The organism is Streptomyces sp. NPDC059785 (assembly GCF_042732375.1).
GTDB lineage: Bacteria > Actinomycetota > Actinomycetes > Streptomycetales > Streptomycetaceae > Streptomyces.
Genome location: NZ_JBHWHV010000001.1, coordinates 218,822 through 233,278, shown reverse-complemented (window position 1 = coordinate 233,278; position 14,457 = coordinate 218,822). Strand labels below are relative to the sequence as shown.

Genomic DNA, 14,457 nt, shown 5'->3' with positions numbered 1-14,457 from the left:
ACCGTCTACCGCCCGCCGACCGTCTACCGCCCGTCGATCGCCCATCGTCCGTCCCCTCCTCCGACAGGAGCGCACGCATGCTCCAGCACGGCGGCGAAGCCGGGTGCGCGGCCCTCACCGGTCCTGCCTCCGCCTCCGCCCCTTCGAGGCGCCGCTTCCTCACCGCGACGGCCGGTGCCGGGGTGGCCGGTACGGGGGCGGTCGGAGCCGGGGCAGCCGGTGTCGGGGCAGCCCTGACCGCCCCGGCCCTGCTCACCGGATGCGGCACGGCTCGTGCCCGGGGCGGCCGGCTCCAGTTCTGGAACTTCTACGGCCCGCAGCGCTCGCCGGACCCGGCGATCAACGCGCAGTCCCGGTGGTTCGTCGACACGGTCGACAAGTGGAACGCCACCCACCGGCCGCGGATCGACCTCGTCCACCTGCCGCAGCCCACCTACCTCAACGGTTTCAAGCTGCCGTCCGCGTTCGCCACCGGCGCGGGCCCCGACATCTTCCTGCTCTCCCCCGGCGACTTCCTGCGCTACTACAACGGCGGCGTCCTGGCCGACCTCGGCGCGCACATGGAGCGGGCCGCCGTGGACGACTTCGGCTCCTCGCTCGACAGCCGGACGGTCGGCGGCCGGATCTACGCGCTGCCCATGGAGGTCGAACCACTGGCCGTGTTCTACGCCCGGGACGTCTGGGAGAAGGCCGGTCTGTCCGAGGCCGACGTCCCCGCCACCTGGGACGAGTTGCTCGCCGTCGGCGACAGGCTGCGCACCCGTACCCGGGCCGGGCTCGTCCTCGAGACCAGCCCGGGCTACTACCAGAACTTCACCTGGTACCCGTGGCTGTGGCAGGGCGGCGGCGAGGTCCTGGACGCACACGGCGAGGTCGTCTTCGACTCCCGGGCGACGCGGCAGGCGCTGCGGTTCTGGCAGGACGCCGTCCGGCACGGCATCGCGCCGCGCACCCCGCCCACCGCCGGTGACGTGATCAGCGGGTTCAAGGCCGGCAACGTCGCGATGTGGCAGCAGGGCATCTGGAACGTCTCCAGCTTCAAGGCGTTCGCGCCCGACTACCGCTACGGCGTCTTCAGGCTGCCGCTGCCCCCGGGCGGCCGGTACGTCACCGCGCTGGGCGGCTGGTCCTTCTGCGCCAACGCGCGGGGCCGCGCCCCGGAGGCGGCGGCCGAGTTCTGCGTCTGGGCGCTGGGGTCCATGGCGGACGACTGCGTGGACCGGATGGCCGACTGGTGCGTGGGCGCCAAGTCGGACCTCGCGCCCCGGGCCACCGCGCTGGAGCGCGGGGCCGCCAGAGGCGGCTACGACTCCGGGGTCATGAAGCGGTTCAAGGACGACATCTTTCCGGGCGGGCGGGCCGAGCCGCGCTATCCGCCGGTCGTCCACAAGGCGATCTCCGACGCCGTCCAGGGCACCATGCTGGCCGGCCGCGACGTGGCCGCCGAGGCCGAGCGGGCCGCCCGCGCCATCAGGGCGTACACCAAGAGCTACAAGGGGGCGAGCCTGACATGAGCGGCGTCACCGCGAAAGAGGCGCAGGAGGCGAGGGAGGCGAGGGAGGCCCGCGAGAGGGCGGGCGGGCGCTCCGGTCCGGCCCCGGCGCGACCACCCGCCCCCTCCCGCGATCCCCGACGCGTCCGCGAACACCGCGAGTGGCTGGCCGCGGGGCTGTTCCTCGCGCCCGACGTGCTCGGATTGCTGGTCTTCGTCGCGGTCCCGATGGCGCTGTCCGTCGGGCTGAGCTTCTTCCGGGTCAGCGGCTTCGGCGCGTACGAATGGATCGGGCTCGGCAACTACCGGCGGATGCTGGACGATCCGCTGTTCTGGGACTCGATGCGGATCACCGGTCTGTACGTGGTGGTTCTCGTCCCCGTCCTGTTCTGCGTGAGCCTCGGTCTCGGCCTGCTCGTCAAGCAGCGGCTGCCCGGCGTCGGCGCCTACCGCACCGCGCTCTTCCTGCCGTACGTCATCAGCCTCGTGGTGGTCGGCGTGCTGTGGAAGTTCCTGCTCGACGAGCAGACGGGGGCGGTCAACCGGGCCGTGCGGGCCGCCGGATTCGACGGCGCGTCCTGGCTCGGACTTCCGTCCCTGGCCCTCGGCTGCGTCATCGCCGTCATGGTCTGGGTGATGATGGGCTACTACATGATCATTTTCCTCGCCGGGCTCCAGGAGATCCCGCAGGAGTACTACGAGGCCGCGCGGATCGACGGCGCGGGTCCGTGGACCACCTTCCGCCGCATCACCTGGCCACTGCTGCGCCCCACCAGCTTCTTCGTCCTGCTGATGTCGACGGTCGCCGCCCTGACCGGCGGCCTCGACCTGATCTTCGTCCTGACCAACGGGGGGCCGGCCAACGGCACTTCACTGGCGATCTTCTACATCTACCAGCAGGCGTTCGGCTACGGGGAGTACGGCTACGCGTCGGCCATGGGCTCGTTCCTGGTGCTGATCATGGTCGCCGTCTCGGCGGTGATCTTCAGGTTCACGCAGGGCGGGAGGTTCGACGATGGCGCGTGACGCCCCGGCCGCCCGCGCCGGACTGACCGCGCTGGCCGTCGTCCTGTCGCTGGTCAGCGTCTTCCCGGTGCTCTGGATGGTCACGTCGGCCTTCAAGACGCGGGCCACCGTCACCGACGGCAGGCTGATCCCGCGGGACGCCACCCTCCAGAACTTCGTCTACGTGTTCACCGAGGTCCCGTTCGCCCGCTACCTCTGGAACAGCTTCTTCGTCTCGACGGTGATCACCGTGGCGGCGCTGTTCTTCCACTCGATGGCCGCCTACGCGCTGGCGCGGCTGCGCTTCCCGGGCCGGGAGAAGCTCTTCGCGGCGATTTTCGCGACCCTCCTGGTCACTGCTCCGGTCGTGCTGATCCCGCTCTTCCTGGTAGCCCGCGAACTGCGGCTGCTCGACAGCTACGCCGGCCTGATCGTCCCGGCGGTCTTCAACGCGTTCGGCATCTTCCTGCTGCGCCAGTTCTACCTGGGACTGCCCAAGGAACTGGAGGAGGCGGCGGTCATCGACGGCTGCGGCCACTGGCGCGTCTACTGGAACATCGCGCTGCCGCTGTCCCGGCCGATCCTCTCCGCGCTGGCGGTCTTCTTCTTCCTCGCGAACTGGAACGCCTTCGTCTGGCCCCTGGTGGCCACCAGCGACCCGGACCTGACGGTGGTCCAGCTCGGCATCGCCTCGTTCCAGACGCAGTACACCTCCCACTGGAACTACATCCTGGCAGCGGCGACGGTGGCCGCCCTCCCCGTACTGGCCGTGTTCTTCGCCTTCCAGCGGAAGATCGTGGAGTCGATGAAGACGTCCGGCATGAAGTGACCGCCGGACGTCGCCGAGGCAGAGCACTCCCGCGGGCGGCGGCGGGTCTGTACGCTCACCGGCTCTTCCAAGAATTCCGTAGGCGTTGATCGTCTGGGCGATTGGCGGCATGACTCGGACTGCCGGTGCCAGGCTGGTGGTGTGTGACGTCACCCTTGACGAACTGCTGCCCCGGCTGGCGGGATTACGAGTGGAGCGGGTGAGTACCGACCCGAAGACCGTGAGGATCACCGCGTTCACCAGGGAAGATGCGCGCCGTGCATGCCCAGGGTGTCGTCAGGAGTCGGACTGGGTGCACTCGCGGTATGTGCGTCACGTCGCGGACGAGTCGGCCGGCGGGCGACCCGTGGTGAGCGGCCTTTCGGTGCGGCGGCTGTACTGCGAGAACCCGGCCTGCCCGAGGACAACGTTCATCGAGCAGGTCGACGGGCTGACGGAGCGCTACCAGCGCAGGACGCCGGCACTGCGGCGGATCATCGAGGCGGTCGCGGTGGTGCCGGCGGGCTCGGCCGGTGCCCGGCTGCTCGTGGTGCTGCACCAGACGCTGTCCGCGGCGTCGGTGCTGAACCCTCTGATGCGCATGCCGCTGCCCGGCCGGCCCACGCCCGTGGTGGCCGGGATCGACGAGTTCGCCCTGCTCAAGGGCCACCGCTATGCCACGGTCATCACGAACGCGGACAACGGCGAGCGCATCGACGTACTGCCCGACCGCCTAGCGGTGACGGTGACCGCCTGGCTGCGTGAGCATCCCGGCGTCCGCGTGGTGTGCCGGGACGGCTCCGGCTCCTTCGCGTAAGGCCACCACCGACGCCGATCCGACGATCGTGCAGGTCGGCGACTGCTGGCACCTCTGGCACGGCCTGGCAGGAACCGCGCTGAAGGAGGTCGGCGCACACGCCTCCTGCTGGAGCAAATTCGGCCCGCCGCTGCCCGGGGGCAGAAGCGCCGCCACCACCCGCGAGCGATGGCGGCAGGTGCACGACCTCCTCGACCAGGGCGTCGGCCTGCTCGCGTGCGCACGCCGTTTCGGCGTGTCGCTGAATACGGTCAAGCGCTATGCCCGCCACAGCGAGCCGGACCGCATGATCCGCGCCCCCGTCTACCGGGCCTGCCTGGTCGACCCCTACCGCGACCATCTGCGCAGACGCCGCACCGAGGACCCGGCCGTCCCGGTCACCCACCTGCTGGCGGAGATCCGGGAACAGGGCTACACCGGCAGCACCAACCTCCTGGTCCGCTCCATCAACCAAGGACGCGTCGAGGCCGACCACACCGCCCTGTCACCCCGCAAGGTCACCGGCCTGCTCACCTGCCACCCCCACCACCTCGCCGAGGCCCAGCGCGCCCTGCGCGACCAACTCGCCGGTGCCTGCCCCGAGATGACCGTGCTGGCCGACCAGATCCGTACCTTCGCCGAGATGCTGGTTCCGCACGACGACAACGCCGGGAAGCTGACAGCCTGGATCACTCGAGCCCGTAGTGCTGACCTGCCCTTTCTACACTCCTTCGCCAACGGCCTGGAACGCGACCGCGCCGCCGTCGATGCCGCCCTCACCCTGCCCCGGCACAACGGCCGCACCGAAGGCGCCAACACGAAGATCAAGTTACTCAAGCGCATGATGTACGGCCGCGCCGGCCACCGCCTGCTACGCCAGATCGTCAGACCACTCGGCAAACAGTTGGCGCTGATGTCTTGTCCATTGATGAGACTACGACTTGGTCGGCTGCCGAACCTCGGGACAACGTCTCCGTCCGTCAAAGACGAGCGATGTCGGTGCGCCGGTGATCGGGTTTGAATGGGAGCGACGTAACGACCGCCCTGATGGTCCGCTGAGGGGTGCCGGGCCGACCCCAGATTACGTCTACCTCGGTGCCGGGTGAGTCATGATCCCGGTCGATGACACAGAGCGAGATGGTGCCGCGGAGAGTCGGGCTGAGGGTGCGCCCGGTGGCGACGCCGACAGGAGCGTCAGCGATGGCGACCTGGTCGAAGTGAGGGCCGAGGTTGCGCGGAATGTCCATCTGGTCGGGCAATTCGCCGTCCCGGCAGAGGGAGGTGAGGACGTCGGCGACGTCCTCAGCGTTCCACACCAAGCCAACCAACACACGCGAGGGTCCACCCCGTGCAGCTTGCGCAGCGAGGGCGTCACGGCCGACGAACTGGCGGTCGGGGAGACCATTGCGGAAGCCCCAGCCGAGTTCATCAGGGGTGCGGAAGTAGTCGGTGATGCCGTTCGCCGGGACAAAGCTGCCTCCTGGGGTTCCGCGGCGGAACTGGCGAGGGGCGCCGGGGGTGAGTATGGATGCGGGGAGGTAGTCGAGCCCGTTGGTGGCGATGCCGGCCTCGATGTGCTGTACCGGCTGGGAGCGGAAGCCGAGTTGATGGATGCCGTGCTCTTCGCCAGCGGCCAGGACGGCGGTCCAGACCGCCTCGGCGTCGTCGGTGGCCCCGTGCAGTTCGTAACCGAGTTCGCCGGAGATACCCGTGCGCATGATGGCAAGGGGGATACCCGCGACCTGGGTGGGTCGACCGCGGCTGAAGCCGATGTCACGCAGGTTTTCACCGGTGGCCGTTTCCAGGACCCGCAGGGAGTGTGGGCCCTGGACGCCAAAGATGAAGCGCTCGGCGCTGATATCGGTGGCCTCGGCGTCCCATTCGCCTTGAGAGAGCTGCCACAGCAGCCAGTCACAGCTGCCCGCCGTATAGACGAATTCCTGCTCGCTGGTGCGGGTGAGGACTCCTTCGGAGGCGACATAGCCATTTTCATCGAGCTGCACGTGATGCTTGATCTGGCCGGTCTCGAAGCGAGAGAGGTCGCGCATGCCCAACTGGCCTAGAAACGCGAAGGCTTGCGGTCCACGAAGGCGAACCTTGTGCAGGGAGGTCCAGTCGCCGAGGTAACAGGACCTGACGTGGGCAGTGGCTTCTTCGGTCCAGTGGCTGTACTCCATGGGCAGCAGGATTTGTGCGAATCGGCCGTAGGTGCCTCGGACATTCAGGATGTCCTGGGCTGCGGCGGCCGGGCTGAACAGTGCGGGCCGCTCGGTTAGGAACGGTGCGTCGGCGCCGCTCGCCGCAATGGCTTCGTACGCGGCGCGCTGCCTGTCAGCGATGCTCATGGTTCGGCTCCAGTTCTGGTGTGGGTCTCTGATGCTGTGCCAGTTGCGTCCGAGTTCGGCACGCCGTGTTGAGGGGGTACGTCGGCTCACAGCTGGAGCCGTCGTGCGCCGCGGCGCATCAGGTGGGCGCAGCCCTGCGCGTGGGTGACGTGTACGACGTTCTGCTCGAGGTCTACCTGTTCGAAGCCGTGCGCGTCATCAATGAAGCCGGTGGCCAGGATCAGAGCGGCCATGGGCAGAACGAACACGTCTGTTCCCCACGACAACTGCGCCATAGAGGCATCCCTCGCCTGCTGGGCCACCGGCAGACTCACCCACGCAGTGAGGACGACGAACACCTTCAGACACGCCTTGCCGAGTGTTGCAGCACGTCCGAGCCCGGGTTCATGAAGGGCGGTATGGATCATGAAGTCATTCCTTCAGCAGCTCGGAAGGCCGCTATCAGCGGCTTCCAGGGGAGGAGGGGCACGCCCGAAGGCCCTTCGAGCCCGCTTGCCGATCTGTCCTATGACGAAGTCGCCCGCTAGCTTTGCTCTTACCAGACAGGTTCACCAGCGTGACGGCGCATTACGTCATCGAATTTCCAACACAGTGCAAGTGCATGTGACTATTCCTCCATGACGGACGACCTGGACAGGAAAATCATCCATTGCCTCCGCTGTGCCCCCCGTGTGTCCTTTCGCCGCATCAGCGAGGTGATCGGTGCGTCCGAACAGACGGTGGCCCGCCGCTACAACGCCCTGCGCCGCGACGGCCTACTGCGCGTGGTCGGTCGAGTGAGCCCGGCGGTGCACGGTCAGGCCGAGTGGGTCGCACGCCTGCGCTGCCGGCCCGGCCGGGTCGGTCCCCTCGCGGACTCGCTCGCCCACAGGGCCGAGATCACCTACGCCAACATCGCCTCCGGCGGTTCCGAGATCATCTGCATCGTCCGTTCGCCCAGCGGCGAGCAGCGAGACGAGATGCTCCTGAGTCGGCTGCCACAGGTCCCGCCCGTCCTCAGCGTCAGCGTCGACCTGCTCGTCCACTCCTTCAGCAGCGCCCCTGGGACCGCTGGCTGGACCGGCCACGAGGCTTCCCTCACCCCTGAGCAGGTGCGACAGCTCACCACGGAAAGAACCGCCCCTGCAGGACCTGCCGTCGTCCCGACCTCAGAAGACGCGCAGTTCCTCACTGCGCTGGCGGATGACGGCCGTGTGTCCCAGACCCGTCTCGCGGAACTCACAGGGTGGTCCAAGCCCCGTGTCGCACGCAGGCTAGAAGCCCTCGAGTCCGCAGGCACCGTCACCTATATCGTCGACGCCCTTCCCGAACGACTCGGTTACGAGCTAAACGCCACGCTCTGGATCCAGGTACACCTGGCCGACCTGCACCGGGTCGGCGAGGAGATCAGCCGACACGACGAGTGCGCCTTCGCCGGCGCCATGAGCGGCCAGCACAACATCATGGCCGTCGTCGTCGCCCGAAACACGCCGGACTTCTACCGCTATCTCACAGGTCGACTCGCCCGCGTCGACGGCATCAAGGGTTACGAGATCAGCATCCGGGTGCGCCGCCTCAAGCAGGGCGCGTCCCTCATCCGCCACGGCCGTCTCATCAACCCGGCACACGTCTGACAGGAAGCGGTCTGAACAGAGAGTCTGCCCGCTGGAACACACGCTGAGGAGCGGGTGGCGGAGCAACTGCGGGTGTCTGTCCGGTCGGCGCAATGTTGGCGCTCCCGCACCTCATATCCATTTCGATAAGCCTGCTCCAGGAGAACAGGGATGGCTCAAGTCGCTCATGTTGCCACCCGTCACAGCCTGACATGTCCGCTCAGACCATCGGAAGCCTCTCGGTCATCCGCAACTGGTCGATCACACTGGCGAGTTGTGCCTCGGCGGCCGCGTCCGCGGCATCGGGATCGCCGACGGTGATCGCGTCGATGATTGCCAGCAGCTGAGGCAGGGACTCCTGCGGGCGCCCGGACCGGAGTGCGAGGCGGAACTGGAAACGCACCATCTGTACGTTGAGCCGCTCCAGCTGGCGCTTGGCGATCGCCTGGCCGCTGAACTCGATGACGAGGTCGTGCAGTTTGCGGTTGAGCGCGGAGTAGGCGTGGATGTCCTCTGCCGCCACCGCCGCCCGCAGTTGTCCACCGATCTCGGTCAGCTCGGCGCGCTGCGCCTCGTTCGCGTGCTCGGCCGCCTTGCGTGCGCACAGGCGCTCCAGCACGGAGCGGCACTCGGTGATCTGGACGGCCTCGTCGACGGAGACGACCCTGACGCTGGCACCGCGGTTGGGCACCAAGTCCACCAGGTCGTCGGAGGCCAGGTCGAAGAGGGCTTCGCGCACGGAACTGCGGGTCACCCCCAGCTGATCCGCAAGGTCCTGCACGACGAGGCGCTGGCCCGGCAGCAGGTCACCGGCCCATAGGGCTTGCCGAATGTGCGTGCTGACGTGAAGCCGCGCAGCCGCCCCCTTGATCTGCGTACTGGTCACCTGCTGCTGGCCCCTCTCTCACCGATCCTCCGCCGGGATCCCGCCTGCGGACCGCCGTCGCTCCGGCCGACTCTATCATCAGCGATATTTTGAGCAAATATTTTGCAAATCTATCCAGCAAGAACCCGGGCCAGGCCAGACCTTCGGCAGGATCGCTGAAAATATTGTCACCAAAATGATTGACCATGGCTGCGACGGCCGATTAGCGTCCCGCTTCATACGTACTCCGAGTGCTGTGGAGGCGGCGGACAAGCGAAGGAGACCGGCAGTGATCATCGATTGCCACGGCCACTACACGACCGCGCCCCCGGCGCTGGGCGCGTGGCGCGAGCGTCAGATTCAAGCCCTGACCGGCGGTGATGCTCCGCACCACGCGGATCTGCGGATCGGCGACGACGAGATCCGGGAGACCATCGAGCCCAACCAGTTGCGCCTGATGGACGAGCGCGGCATCGACGTGACGGTCTTCTCCCCGCGCGCCTCGTTCATGGCTCACCACATCGGCGACTTCGGTGTCTCGGCGGACTGGGCGCGGATCTGCAACGACCTGTGCGCCCGCGTCGCCGAGCTGTTCCCCGAGCGGTTCGCCCCCGCCGCGATGCTCCCCCAGTCGCCCGGCGCCGACCCGGCGTCCTGCATACCCGAACTGACCCGCGCGGTCGAGGAACTGGGCGCCGTCGCGGTCAACCTCAATCCCGATCCCTCCGGCGGCCACTGGACCGCGCCGCCGCTCACCGATCGCTCCTGGTACCCGCTCTACGAGAAGATCGTCGAACTCGACGTGCCGGTGATGGTCCACGTGAGCACCAGTGACAACCCGGCGTTCCACACCACCGGTGCGCACTACCTCAACGCGGACACCACCAGCGTCATGCAGCTGATCCAGGGCGACCTGTTCGCCGACTTCCCCACCCTGCGGCTGGTCATTCCGCACGGGGGCGGCGCGGTGCCCTACCACTGGGGACGGTTCCGCGGCCTGGCGCAGGCACTCGGCAAGCCGGAGCTGACCGAGCATCTGCTGAACAACGTCTTCTTCGACACCTGCGTCTACCACCAGCCCGGCATCGACCTGCTGCTCAAGGTGATGCCGTACGCGAATGTACTGTTCGCCTCCGAAATGATCGGCGCGGTACGTGGCGTCGACCCGGACACCGATCACCACTTCGACGACACCCGCCGCTACATCGAACAGGCAGGCCTCTCCCCCGCGGACCTCGCGGCGATCGAGGAGGGCAACGCCCGCACCGTCTATCCCCGGCTCGACGCGCGCCTGCGCACGGCCGGCCTCTGAGTTGCGCGTACAGCGCGGCAGCTCCACAGCAATCGCAAAGGACATGGCACTTTCATGTTGGTGATCGACAATCACACCCACGTCATATCGGCCGACACCGAGCGCTATCCGGCCACCCCGATCGGCGGGCGCCGGTCGGAATGGTCACAGGCCCGCCCCGTGGACATCGACGGGCTCGTCCGGGCACTGGACGGTGCCGGAATCGCCAGGGCGGTCGTGGTGCAGGCGTCGACCGTGTACGGCCACGACAACCGTTACGTCGTCGAGGCGGTGCGGGCCCACCCGGACCGCTTCATCGGCGTGTACTCGATCGACGCCCTGGCGCCGGATGCCGTCGAGCACATCAAGCAGTGGCAGGCCGAGGGTCTCTCCGGGTTCCGGCTGTTCACCACCGGCACCACCATGCCCGGCCAGGCGGACTGGCTCGGCCATGAGGACTCGTATCCCGCCTGGGCCTACGCCGAGGAGCAGGACATACCGGTCTGCCTGCAGATGACGATCCAAGGGCTGCCAGCGCTGCGGGGGCTGCTGGAACGGTTCCCGGGAGTTCGGGTACTGCTGGACCATTGCGCCCGCCCCGACCTGTCCGACGGCCGGCCCTACCGGCTCGCCGCGGAACTCTTCGACATCGCCGCCCACCCCGGTGTCCATCTCAAGCTCACCCACCGGGCGCTGGACGCGGCGGCACAGGGCGCCTCCGACCCCGCCGAATTCCTGGCGGACCTGGTCGCGGCCTTCGGCGCGGACCGCATCGCGTGGGGCTCCAACTTCCCCGCGGCACAGGGCACCCCGGCAGAGCTTCTCGCCCAGGCCCGCGACGCTGCATCGCATCTGCCGAAGGCCGACCAGAAGCTCATCTTCGGCGGAACGACCGCGGCGTTCTACTCTCGCATCGCGACGGTGGGGGGATCCCGTGGCTGAGCTCCCCGTGCTCCGTACCGTCCTGGGCGACTACCCGCACACGGTCCCGCTGAAGAACGGCACCGTCTCCGGCACGCGGGCGCGCCTGGACTTCCTCCCGGTCTCGCCCATCCACCGGGCGTTCGGGCCGATGGTGCGCGACGAGGCATACGACCTCTGCGAGCTGGCCGTCGTGACCGCGCTGCAGGCCATCGCGTACGAGCGCCCGGTGGTACTACTGCCCGCCGTGGTGGCCGCACGGTTCCAGCGAGGGTGCCTCATCACTCACGCCTCACGCCCCGTGCGGCCCGAGGACCTCAAGGGAAAGCGCATCGGCGTGCGGTCCTACACGCAGACCACCGGAATGTGGGTGCGCGCCCATCTCGCCGAGGACTACGGCCTCGCCGCGCAGGACATCCGCTGGACCACCCGCGAGGGTGCGCACGTCGCCGAGTACGCCGACCCCGCGTTCGTCACCGCCGATCCGCACACCGCGTCCCTTCCCGACCTGCTGCGCGAGGGTCACATCGACGCCGCCGTCCTCGGCAACGACCTGCCCGAAGGCAACGAGTTCGTACCCGTTCTCCCCGACGCCGCGGCCCGCGACCAACAGTGGTGGCAGCAGCACGCCTTCATGCCGATCAACCACATGGTGGCGGTCGCCGAGTCGACCTGCCGCGAGAACGCCGCCGCCGTCCGTGAGAGCTACGCGATGCTGCGGCGCGCGGACGCGTCCGTGGAGCGCTCCGACGGCACGCCCCACCCCACTCTCTTCGGTTTCGACCGGCTGCGGGAGCCCTTCGAAACGGTCATCGACGCCTGCCTCGCCCAGGGCCTGCTGCCCCGGCGACTCACCCCGGAAGAAGTCTTCCAACCGGCCAGGGAGGTGCTCGGAAACGACGCGGGCTGATGCACTGACGCGCACGGCCCTCGACTCCCCTGTCGGTACCGGAAATTCAACGGAGAAACCGGACGATGAGCGATACCACTTCCCCCAGTGCCCCCGCAGAGGCCGGCTCTGCGGCGCAGGCCCCGAAGAAGCGCCCGCCGTTCTACCGCGACCTGGCGTTCCAGGTGCTCGCCGGAGTCGCACTCGGCGTGCTCGTCGGCGCGCTGGCGCCCTCGGTCGGACAGCATGTGCAGTTCCTCGGTGACATCTTCATCCACCTGATCCAGATGGTCGTCGGCCTGATCATCTTCTGCACAGTCACACACGGCATCGCCAGCGTGCGTGACCTCGGCAAGGTCGGCCGCATCGCGATCAGATCCTTGGTGTACTTCGAGGTCATCACCACGATCGCCCTCGTGATCGCTCTAGTCGTGGTCAACGTGCTCAAACCGGGCTCCGGCATGCACATCGATCCGTCGTCCCTGCACGCCAGTTCCTCCGCCACCGCGCCGGCGAAGTCGGAGGGCTTCGACGACTTCCTCGTCGGCCTCGTGCCGACCTCTGCCGTCCAGGCCTTCGCCGAGAGCAGCATCCTTCAGATCCTGGTCTTCTCCGTACTTTTCGCCTGTGGGCTCGCTTCCGTAGGAGACAGGGCGCAGCCGGTGCTCGACATCGTGTCGACGGTGCAGCAGGCGCTCTTCTGGATCATCCGCAAGGTAATGCGCATCGCTCCCCTGGCGGCGTTCGGCGCCATCGGCTATACGGTGTCCGAGTACGGTCTGGGAACCCTGCTCTCACTCGGCCGCCTCGTGGCCGTGTTCTACCTGATCGTGGTGCTGTTCTTCGTACTGGTCCTGTGGCCGGTGTCGCGGTACGCGGGAGTGAGCCTGCTGAAGCTTCTGCGCTACTTCCGCGCCGAACTCGTCCTGGTGCTCGGCACCAGCTCATCGGAGAGCGTCTTCCCCCAGCTCACGGCCAAGCTCAAGAATCTCGGCGTGGACGAACCCGTGGTGGGGCTGGTGCTGCCCACGGCCTACAGCTTCAACCATGACGGCACCTGCCTCTACTTCGCCGCAGTGAGCGTCTTCCTCGGCCAGGCCACCGGTGCGGACCTGGGCTGGTCGGCTCAGCTCGGCCTCCTGCTGGTTCTGCTTCTCACGTCCAAGGGCGGCGCCGGAGTGTCCGGTTCGGCAATCGCCGTACTGGCACTGACCCTGAGCGCGACCCACACGATCCCCGTCAGCAGCATCGCCCTGGTCCTCGGCGTGCACAGCATCCTCTCGGCCGCCTTCGTCTTCACCAACATCGCCGGCAACTGCGTGGCCACCCTCGTCGTCGGCAAGTGGGAGAAGGCCATCGACCGGGACAAACTACGCGCGGAACTCGACGCCGGGTACCGAACCGCCGCCTAGTACTCCAGCGGGACTTCGCTGTCTGACGTGTGGCGTTGGCCGGGCGGCCGGAGCGTAGCGGGCCGGGCCACGGTCAGGGACGGTCTCACGGAGGCCTCCCAACTTGAAGGAGATCGCCACGAACTGGCCGGACAGGCTCACGGCGGCCAATTCGCTCATCACCAACCGGAGCCGCGCCAAAGACCTGCTGCGCATGTTCGGTCGCGACGCCCCTCCACAATCCGGGTGTGGCCGGAAACGACGATGCTGATGCAGAGCAATAGCAGGCGGGCCCAAGCTGACGATGGGGTCCGGACGACGACCACGTTCGCCATCGGTTGGCGCTATAGGATGGCGGGATCCCTACGCAGGCTCACCTCTCGGTTGTTCGCGGTAAGTACGGTGATCGCGTGTACGCCGGGCGGACCGGGCACGACCTTCAGTGGCAGACGTTCGAAGGTGTCGGCCCCGATATGCCGGCGCAATTCTTCGGCGTTGGCACCGATTTCCAGGCGAATGACAGCCTGTCCGCGGTCACCGGGCTGCGCGTGTCCCCGATCGGGGTTGGTGGCGGGATCTTCGCGGTAGAACCAGTTCGGCAGCCCGCGGCGCCAGCATGTGTCGAGCGCTCGGTCGGGGCCAGGCGCCGTGGTGATGATGCGCTGGGTGCCGTCGGGCTGGACGCGTCCCGGAGTCTGCGTCACGGTGCCGCCGAGCCGCTGTGCGACCGCTTCAAGTTCTTCCAGTGTGTCGGCTCGCAGGCTCCAGAACATCCAGCGGTCGCCGTCAGTGACGGCCTGAGCGAACAGCGCGGCGCCGGCATCCTGCTCGACTGCGGAGTCCATCACCGCCTCGACCTCCAGGTAGGCGTCCTGGCCGAGCGGGAAGATCGTGTTGGCGATGCCGGCGGCGAAGGTGCCGCCGTAGTAGTGGGCGAGACCTGTTTCCTCGTGCACTCGGCGAACGCCCTCGTCCAGATCACGGACGGCGAGACAGAGGTGGTCGAGAGGGAACATGGTGGTCCTTACCTGGTGTCTGCGGTTGTCCCGTCGTGGTGCGCCA

Annotated in this window: 12 protein-coding genes and 1 pseudogene; 9 read left to right on the top strand and 4 right to left on the bottom strand. The window is 68.0% G+C overall.

Translation table 11 applies throughout. The features are described from left to right. Positions 1–77: 77 nt before the first annotated feature. The 4 genes and pseudogenes from ACFV6E_RS01150 to ACFV6E_RS01135 all read left to right on the top strand — a co-directional run. Entirely contained in the window at positions 78–1,514 is a 1,437-nt protein-coding gene (locus tag ACFV6E_RS01150; protein ID WP_385161927.1) for an ABC transporter substrate-binding protein, read from the top strand. Continuing rightward, on the top strand, positions 1,511–2,518 hold the full coding sequence (locus ACFV6E_RS01145; RefSeq protein WP_385458688.1) for a carbohydrate ABC transporter permease: 1,008 nt from the start codon (positions 1,511–1,513) through the stop codon (positions 2,516–2,518). The genes ACFV6E_RS01150 and ACFV6E_RS01145 overlap by 4 nt, the downstream gene beginning before the upstream one ends. Next, positions 2,508–3,326, top strand: coding sequence for a carbohydrate ABC transporter permease (locus ACFV6E_RS01140; protein WP_385161930.1), 819 nt, complete (start codon positions 2,508–2,510; stop codon positions 3,324–3,326). Before ACFV6E_RS01145 ends, ACFV6E_RS01140 begins: the two co-directional genes overlap by 11 nt. A 163-nt stretch (positions 3,327–3,489) precedes the next feature. After that, positions 3,490–4,978: pseudogene (locus tag ACFV6E_RS01135) on the top strand (ISL3 family transposase); the annotation flags it as partial. A 103-nt stretch (positions 4,979–5,081) separates the two neighbouring features. Here ACFV6E_RS01135 and ACFV6E_RS01130 read toward each other — a convergent pair. Together ACFV6E_RS01130 and ACFV6E_RS01125 are read right to left on the bottom strand one after the other, a co-directional pair. Continuing rightward, a complete protein-coding gene (locus tag ACFV6E_RS01130) occupies positions 5,082–6,446 on the bottom strand; it encodes an aminomethyl transferase family protein (RefSeq protein WP_385458686.1) in 1,365 nt (454 codons plus the stop codon). An 86-nt stretch (positions 6,447–6,532) separates the two neighbouring features. Further along, positions 6,533–6,853, bottom strand: coding sequence for a hypothetical protein (locus ACFV6E_RS01125; RefSeq protein WP_385458684.1), 321 nt, complete (start codon positions 6,851–6,853; stop codon positions 6,533–6,535). 210 nt (positions 6,854–7,063) lie between these two features. On the opposite strand from ACFV6E_RS01125, the gene ACFV6E_RS01120 reads away from it, so the two are divergent. Further along, positions 7,064–8,059, top strand: a complete 996-nt coding sequence (locus tag ACFV6E_RS01120; RefSeq protein WP_385458682.1) for an Lrp/AsnC family transcriptional regulator — start codon at positions 7,064–7,066, stop codon at positions 8,057–8,059. A 199-nt stretch (positions 8,060–8,258) separates the two neighbouring features. On the opposite strand, the gene ACFV6E_RS01115 is transcribed toward ACFV6E_RS01120, so the two are convergent. Then, the gene (locus ACFV6E_RS01115) at positions 8,259–8,924 is read right to left on the bottom strand and encodes a GntR family transcriptional regulator (protein ID WP_385458680.1); all 666 of its coding nucleotides are present in this window, start codon (positions 8,922–8,924) and stop codon (positions 8,259–8,261) included. Positions 8,925–9,192: 268 nt separating this feature from the next. Here ACFV6E_RS01115 and ACFV6E_RS01110 point away from each other — a divergent pair, with 268 nt between their 5' ends. The 4 genes from ACFV6E_RS01110 to ACFV6E_RS01095 all read left to right on the top strand — a co-directional run bounded on the left by ACFV6E_RS01110 (position 9,193) and on the right by ACFV6E_RS01095 (position 13,416). Further along, positions 9,193–10,215: an amidohydrolase family protein gene (locus ACFV6E_RS01110; protein ID WP_385458678.1), complete on the top strand. Its 1,023-nt coding sequence runs from the start codon at positions 9,193–9,195 to the stop codon at positions 10,213–10,215. Positions 10,216–10,269: 54 nt separating this feature from the next. Next, positions 10,270–11,136: an amidohydrolase family protein gene (locus ACFV6E_RS01105; protein ID WP_385458676.1), complete on the top strand. Its 867-nt coding sequence runs from the start codon at positions 10,270–10,272 to the stop codon at positions 11,134–11,136. Beyond that, positions 11,129–12,025, top strand: a complete 897-nt coding sequence (locus ACFV6E_RS01100) for a hypothetical protein (RefSeq protein ID WP_385458674.1) — start codon at positions 11,129–11,131, stop codon at positions 12,023–12,025. The genes ACFV6E_RS01105 and ACFV6E_RS01100 overlap by 8 nt, the downstream gene beginning before the upstream one ends. A gap of 65 nt (positions 12,026–12,090) precedes the next feature. Next, complete coding sequence (locus ACFV6E_RS01095) at positions 12,091–13,416, top strand: cation:dicarboxylate symporter family transporter (protein WP_385458672.1); 1,326 nt, start codon at positions 12,091–12,093, stop codon at positions 13,414–13,416. Positions 13,417–13,739: 323 nt separating this feature from the next. Here ACFV6E_RS01095 and ACFV6E_RS01090 read toward each other — a convergent pair whose 3' ends face one another. Continuing rightward, a complete protein-coding gene (locus tag ACFV6E_RS01090; protein ID WP_385458670.1) occupies positions 13,740–14,411 on the bottom strand; it encodes a VOC family protein in 672 nt (223 codons plus the stop codon). Positions 14,412–14,457 lie beyond the last annotated feature (46 nt).

Coding starts and splice junctions, on each gene's coding strand:
- ACFV6E_RS01150 (WP_385161927.1), top strand. CDS start 78: ATGCTCCAGCACGGCGGCGAAGCCGGGTGCGCGGCCCTCACCGGTCCT.
- ACFV6E_RS01145 (WP_385458688.1), top strand. CDS start 1,511: ATGAGCGGCGTCACCGCGAAAGAGGCGCAGGAGGCGAGGGAGGCGAGG.
- ACFV6E_RS01140 (WP_385161930.1), top strand. CDS start 2,508: ATGGCGCGTGACGCCCCGGCCGCCCGCGCCGGACTGACCGCGCTGGCC.
- ACFV6E_RS01130 (WP_385458686.1), bottom strand. CDS start 6,446: ATGAGCATCGCTGACAGGCAGCGCGCCGCGTACGAAGCCATTGCGGCG.
- ACFV6E_RS01125 (WP_385458684.1), bottom strand. CDS start 6,853: ATGATCCATACCGCCCTTCATGAACCCGGGCTCGGACGTGCTGCAACA.
- ACFV6E_RS01120 (WP_385458682.1), top strand. CDS start 7,064: ATGACGGACGACCTGGACAGGAAAATCATCCATTGCCTCCGCTGTGCC.
- ACFV6E_RS01105 (WP_385458676.1), top strand. CDS start 10,270: ATGTTGGTGATCGACAATCACACCCACGTCATATCGGCCGACACCGAG.
- ACFV6E_RS01095 (WP_385458672.1), top strand. CDS start 12,091: ATGAGCGATACCACTTCCCCCAGTGCCCCCGCAGAGGCCGGCTCTGCG.
- ACFV6E_RS01090 (WP_385458670.1), bottom strand. CDS start 14,411: ATGTTCCCTCTCGACCACCTCTGTCTCGCCGTCCGTGATCTGGACGAG.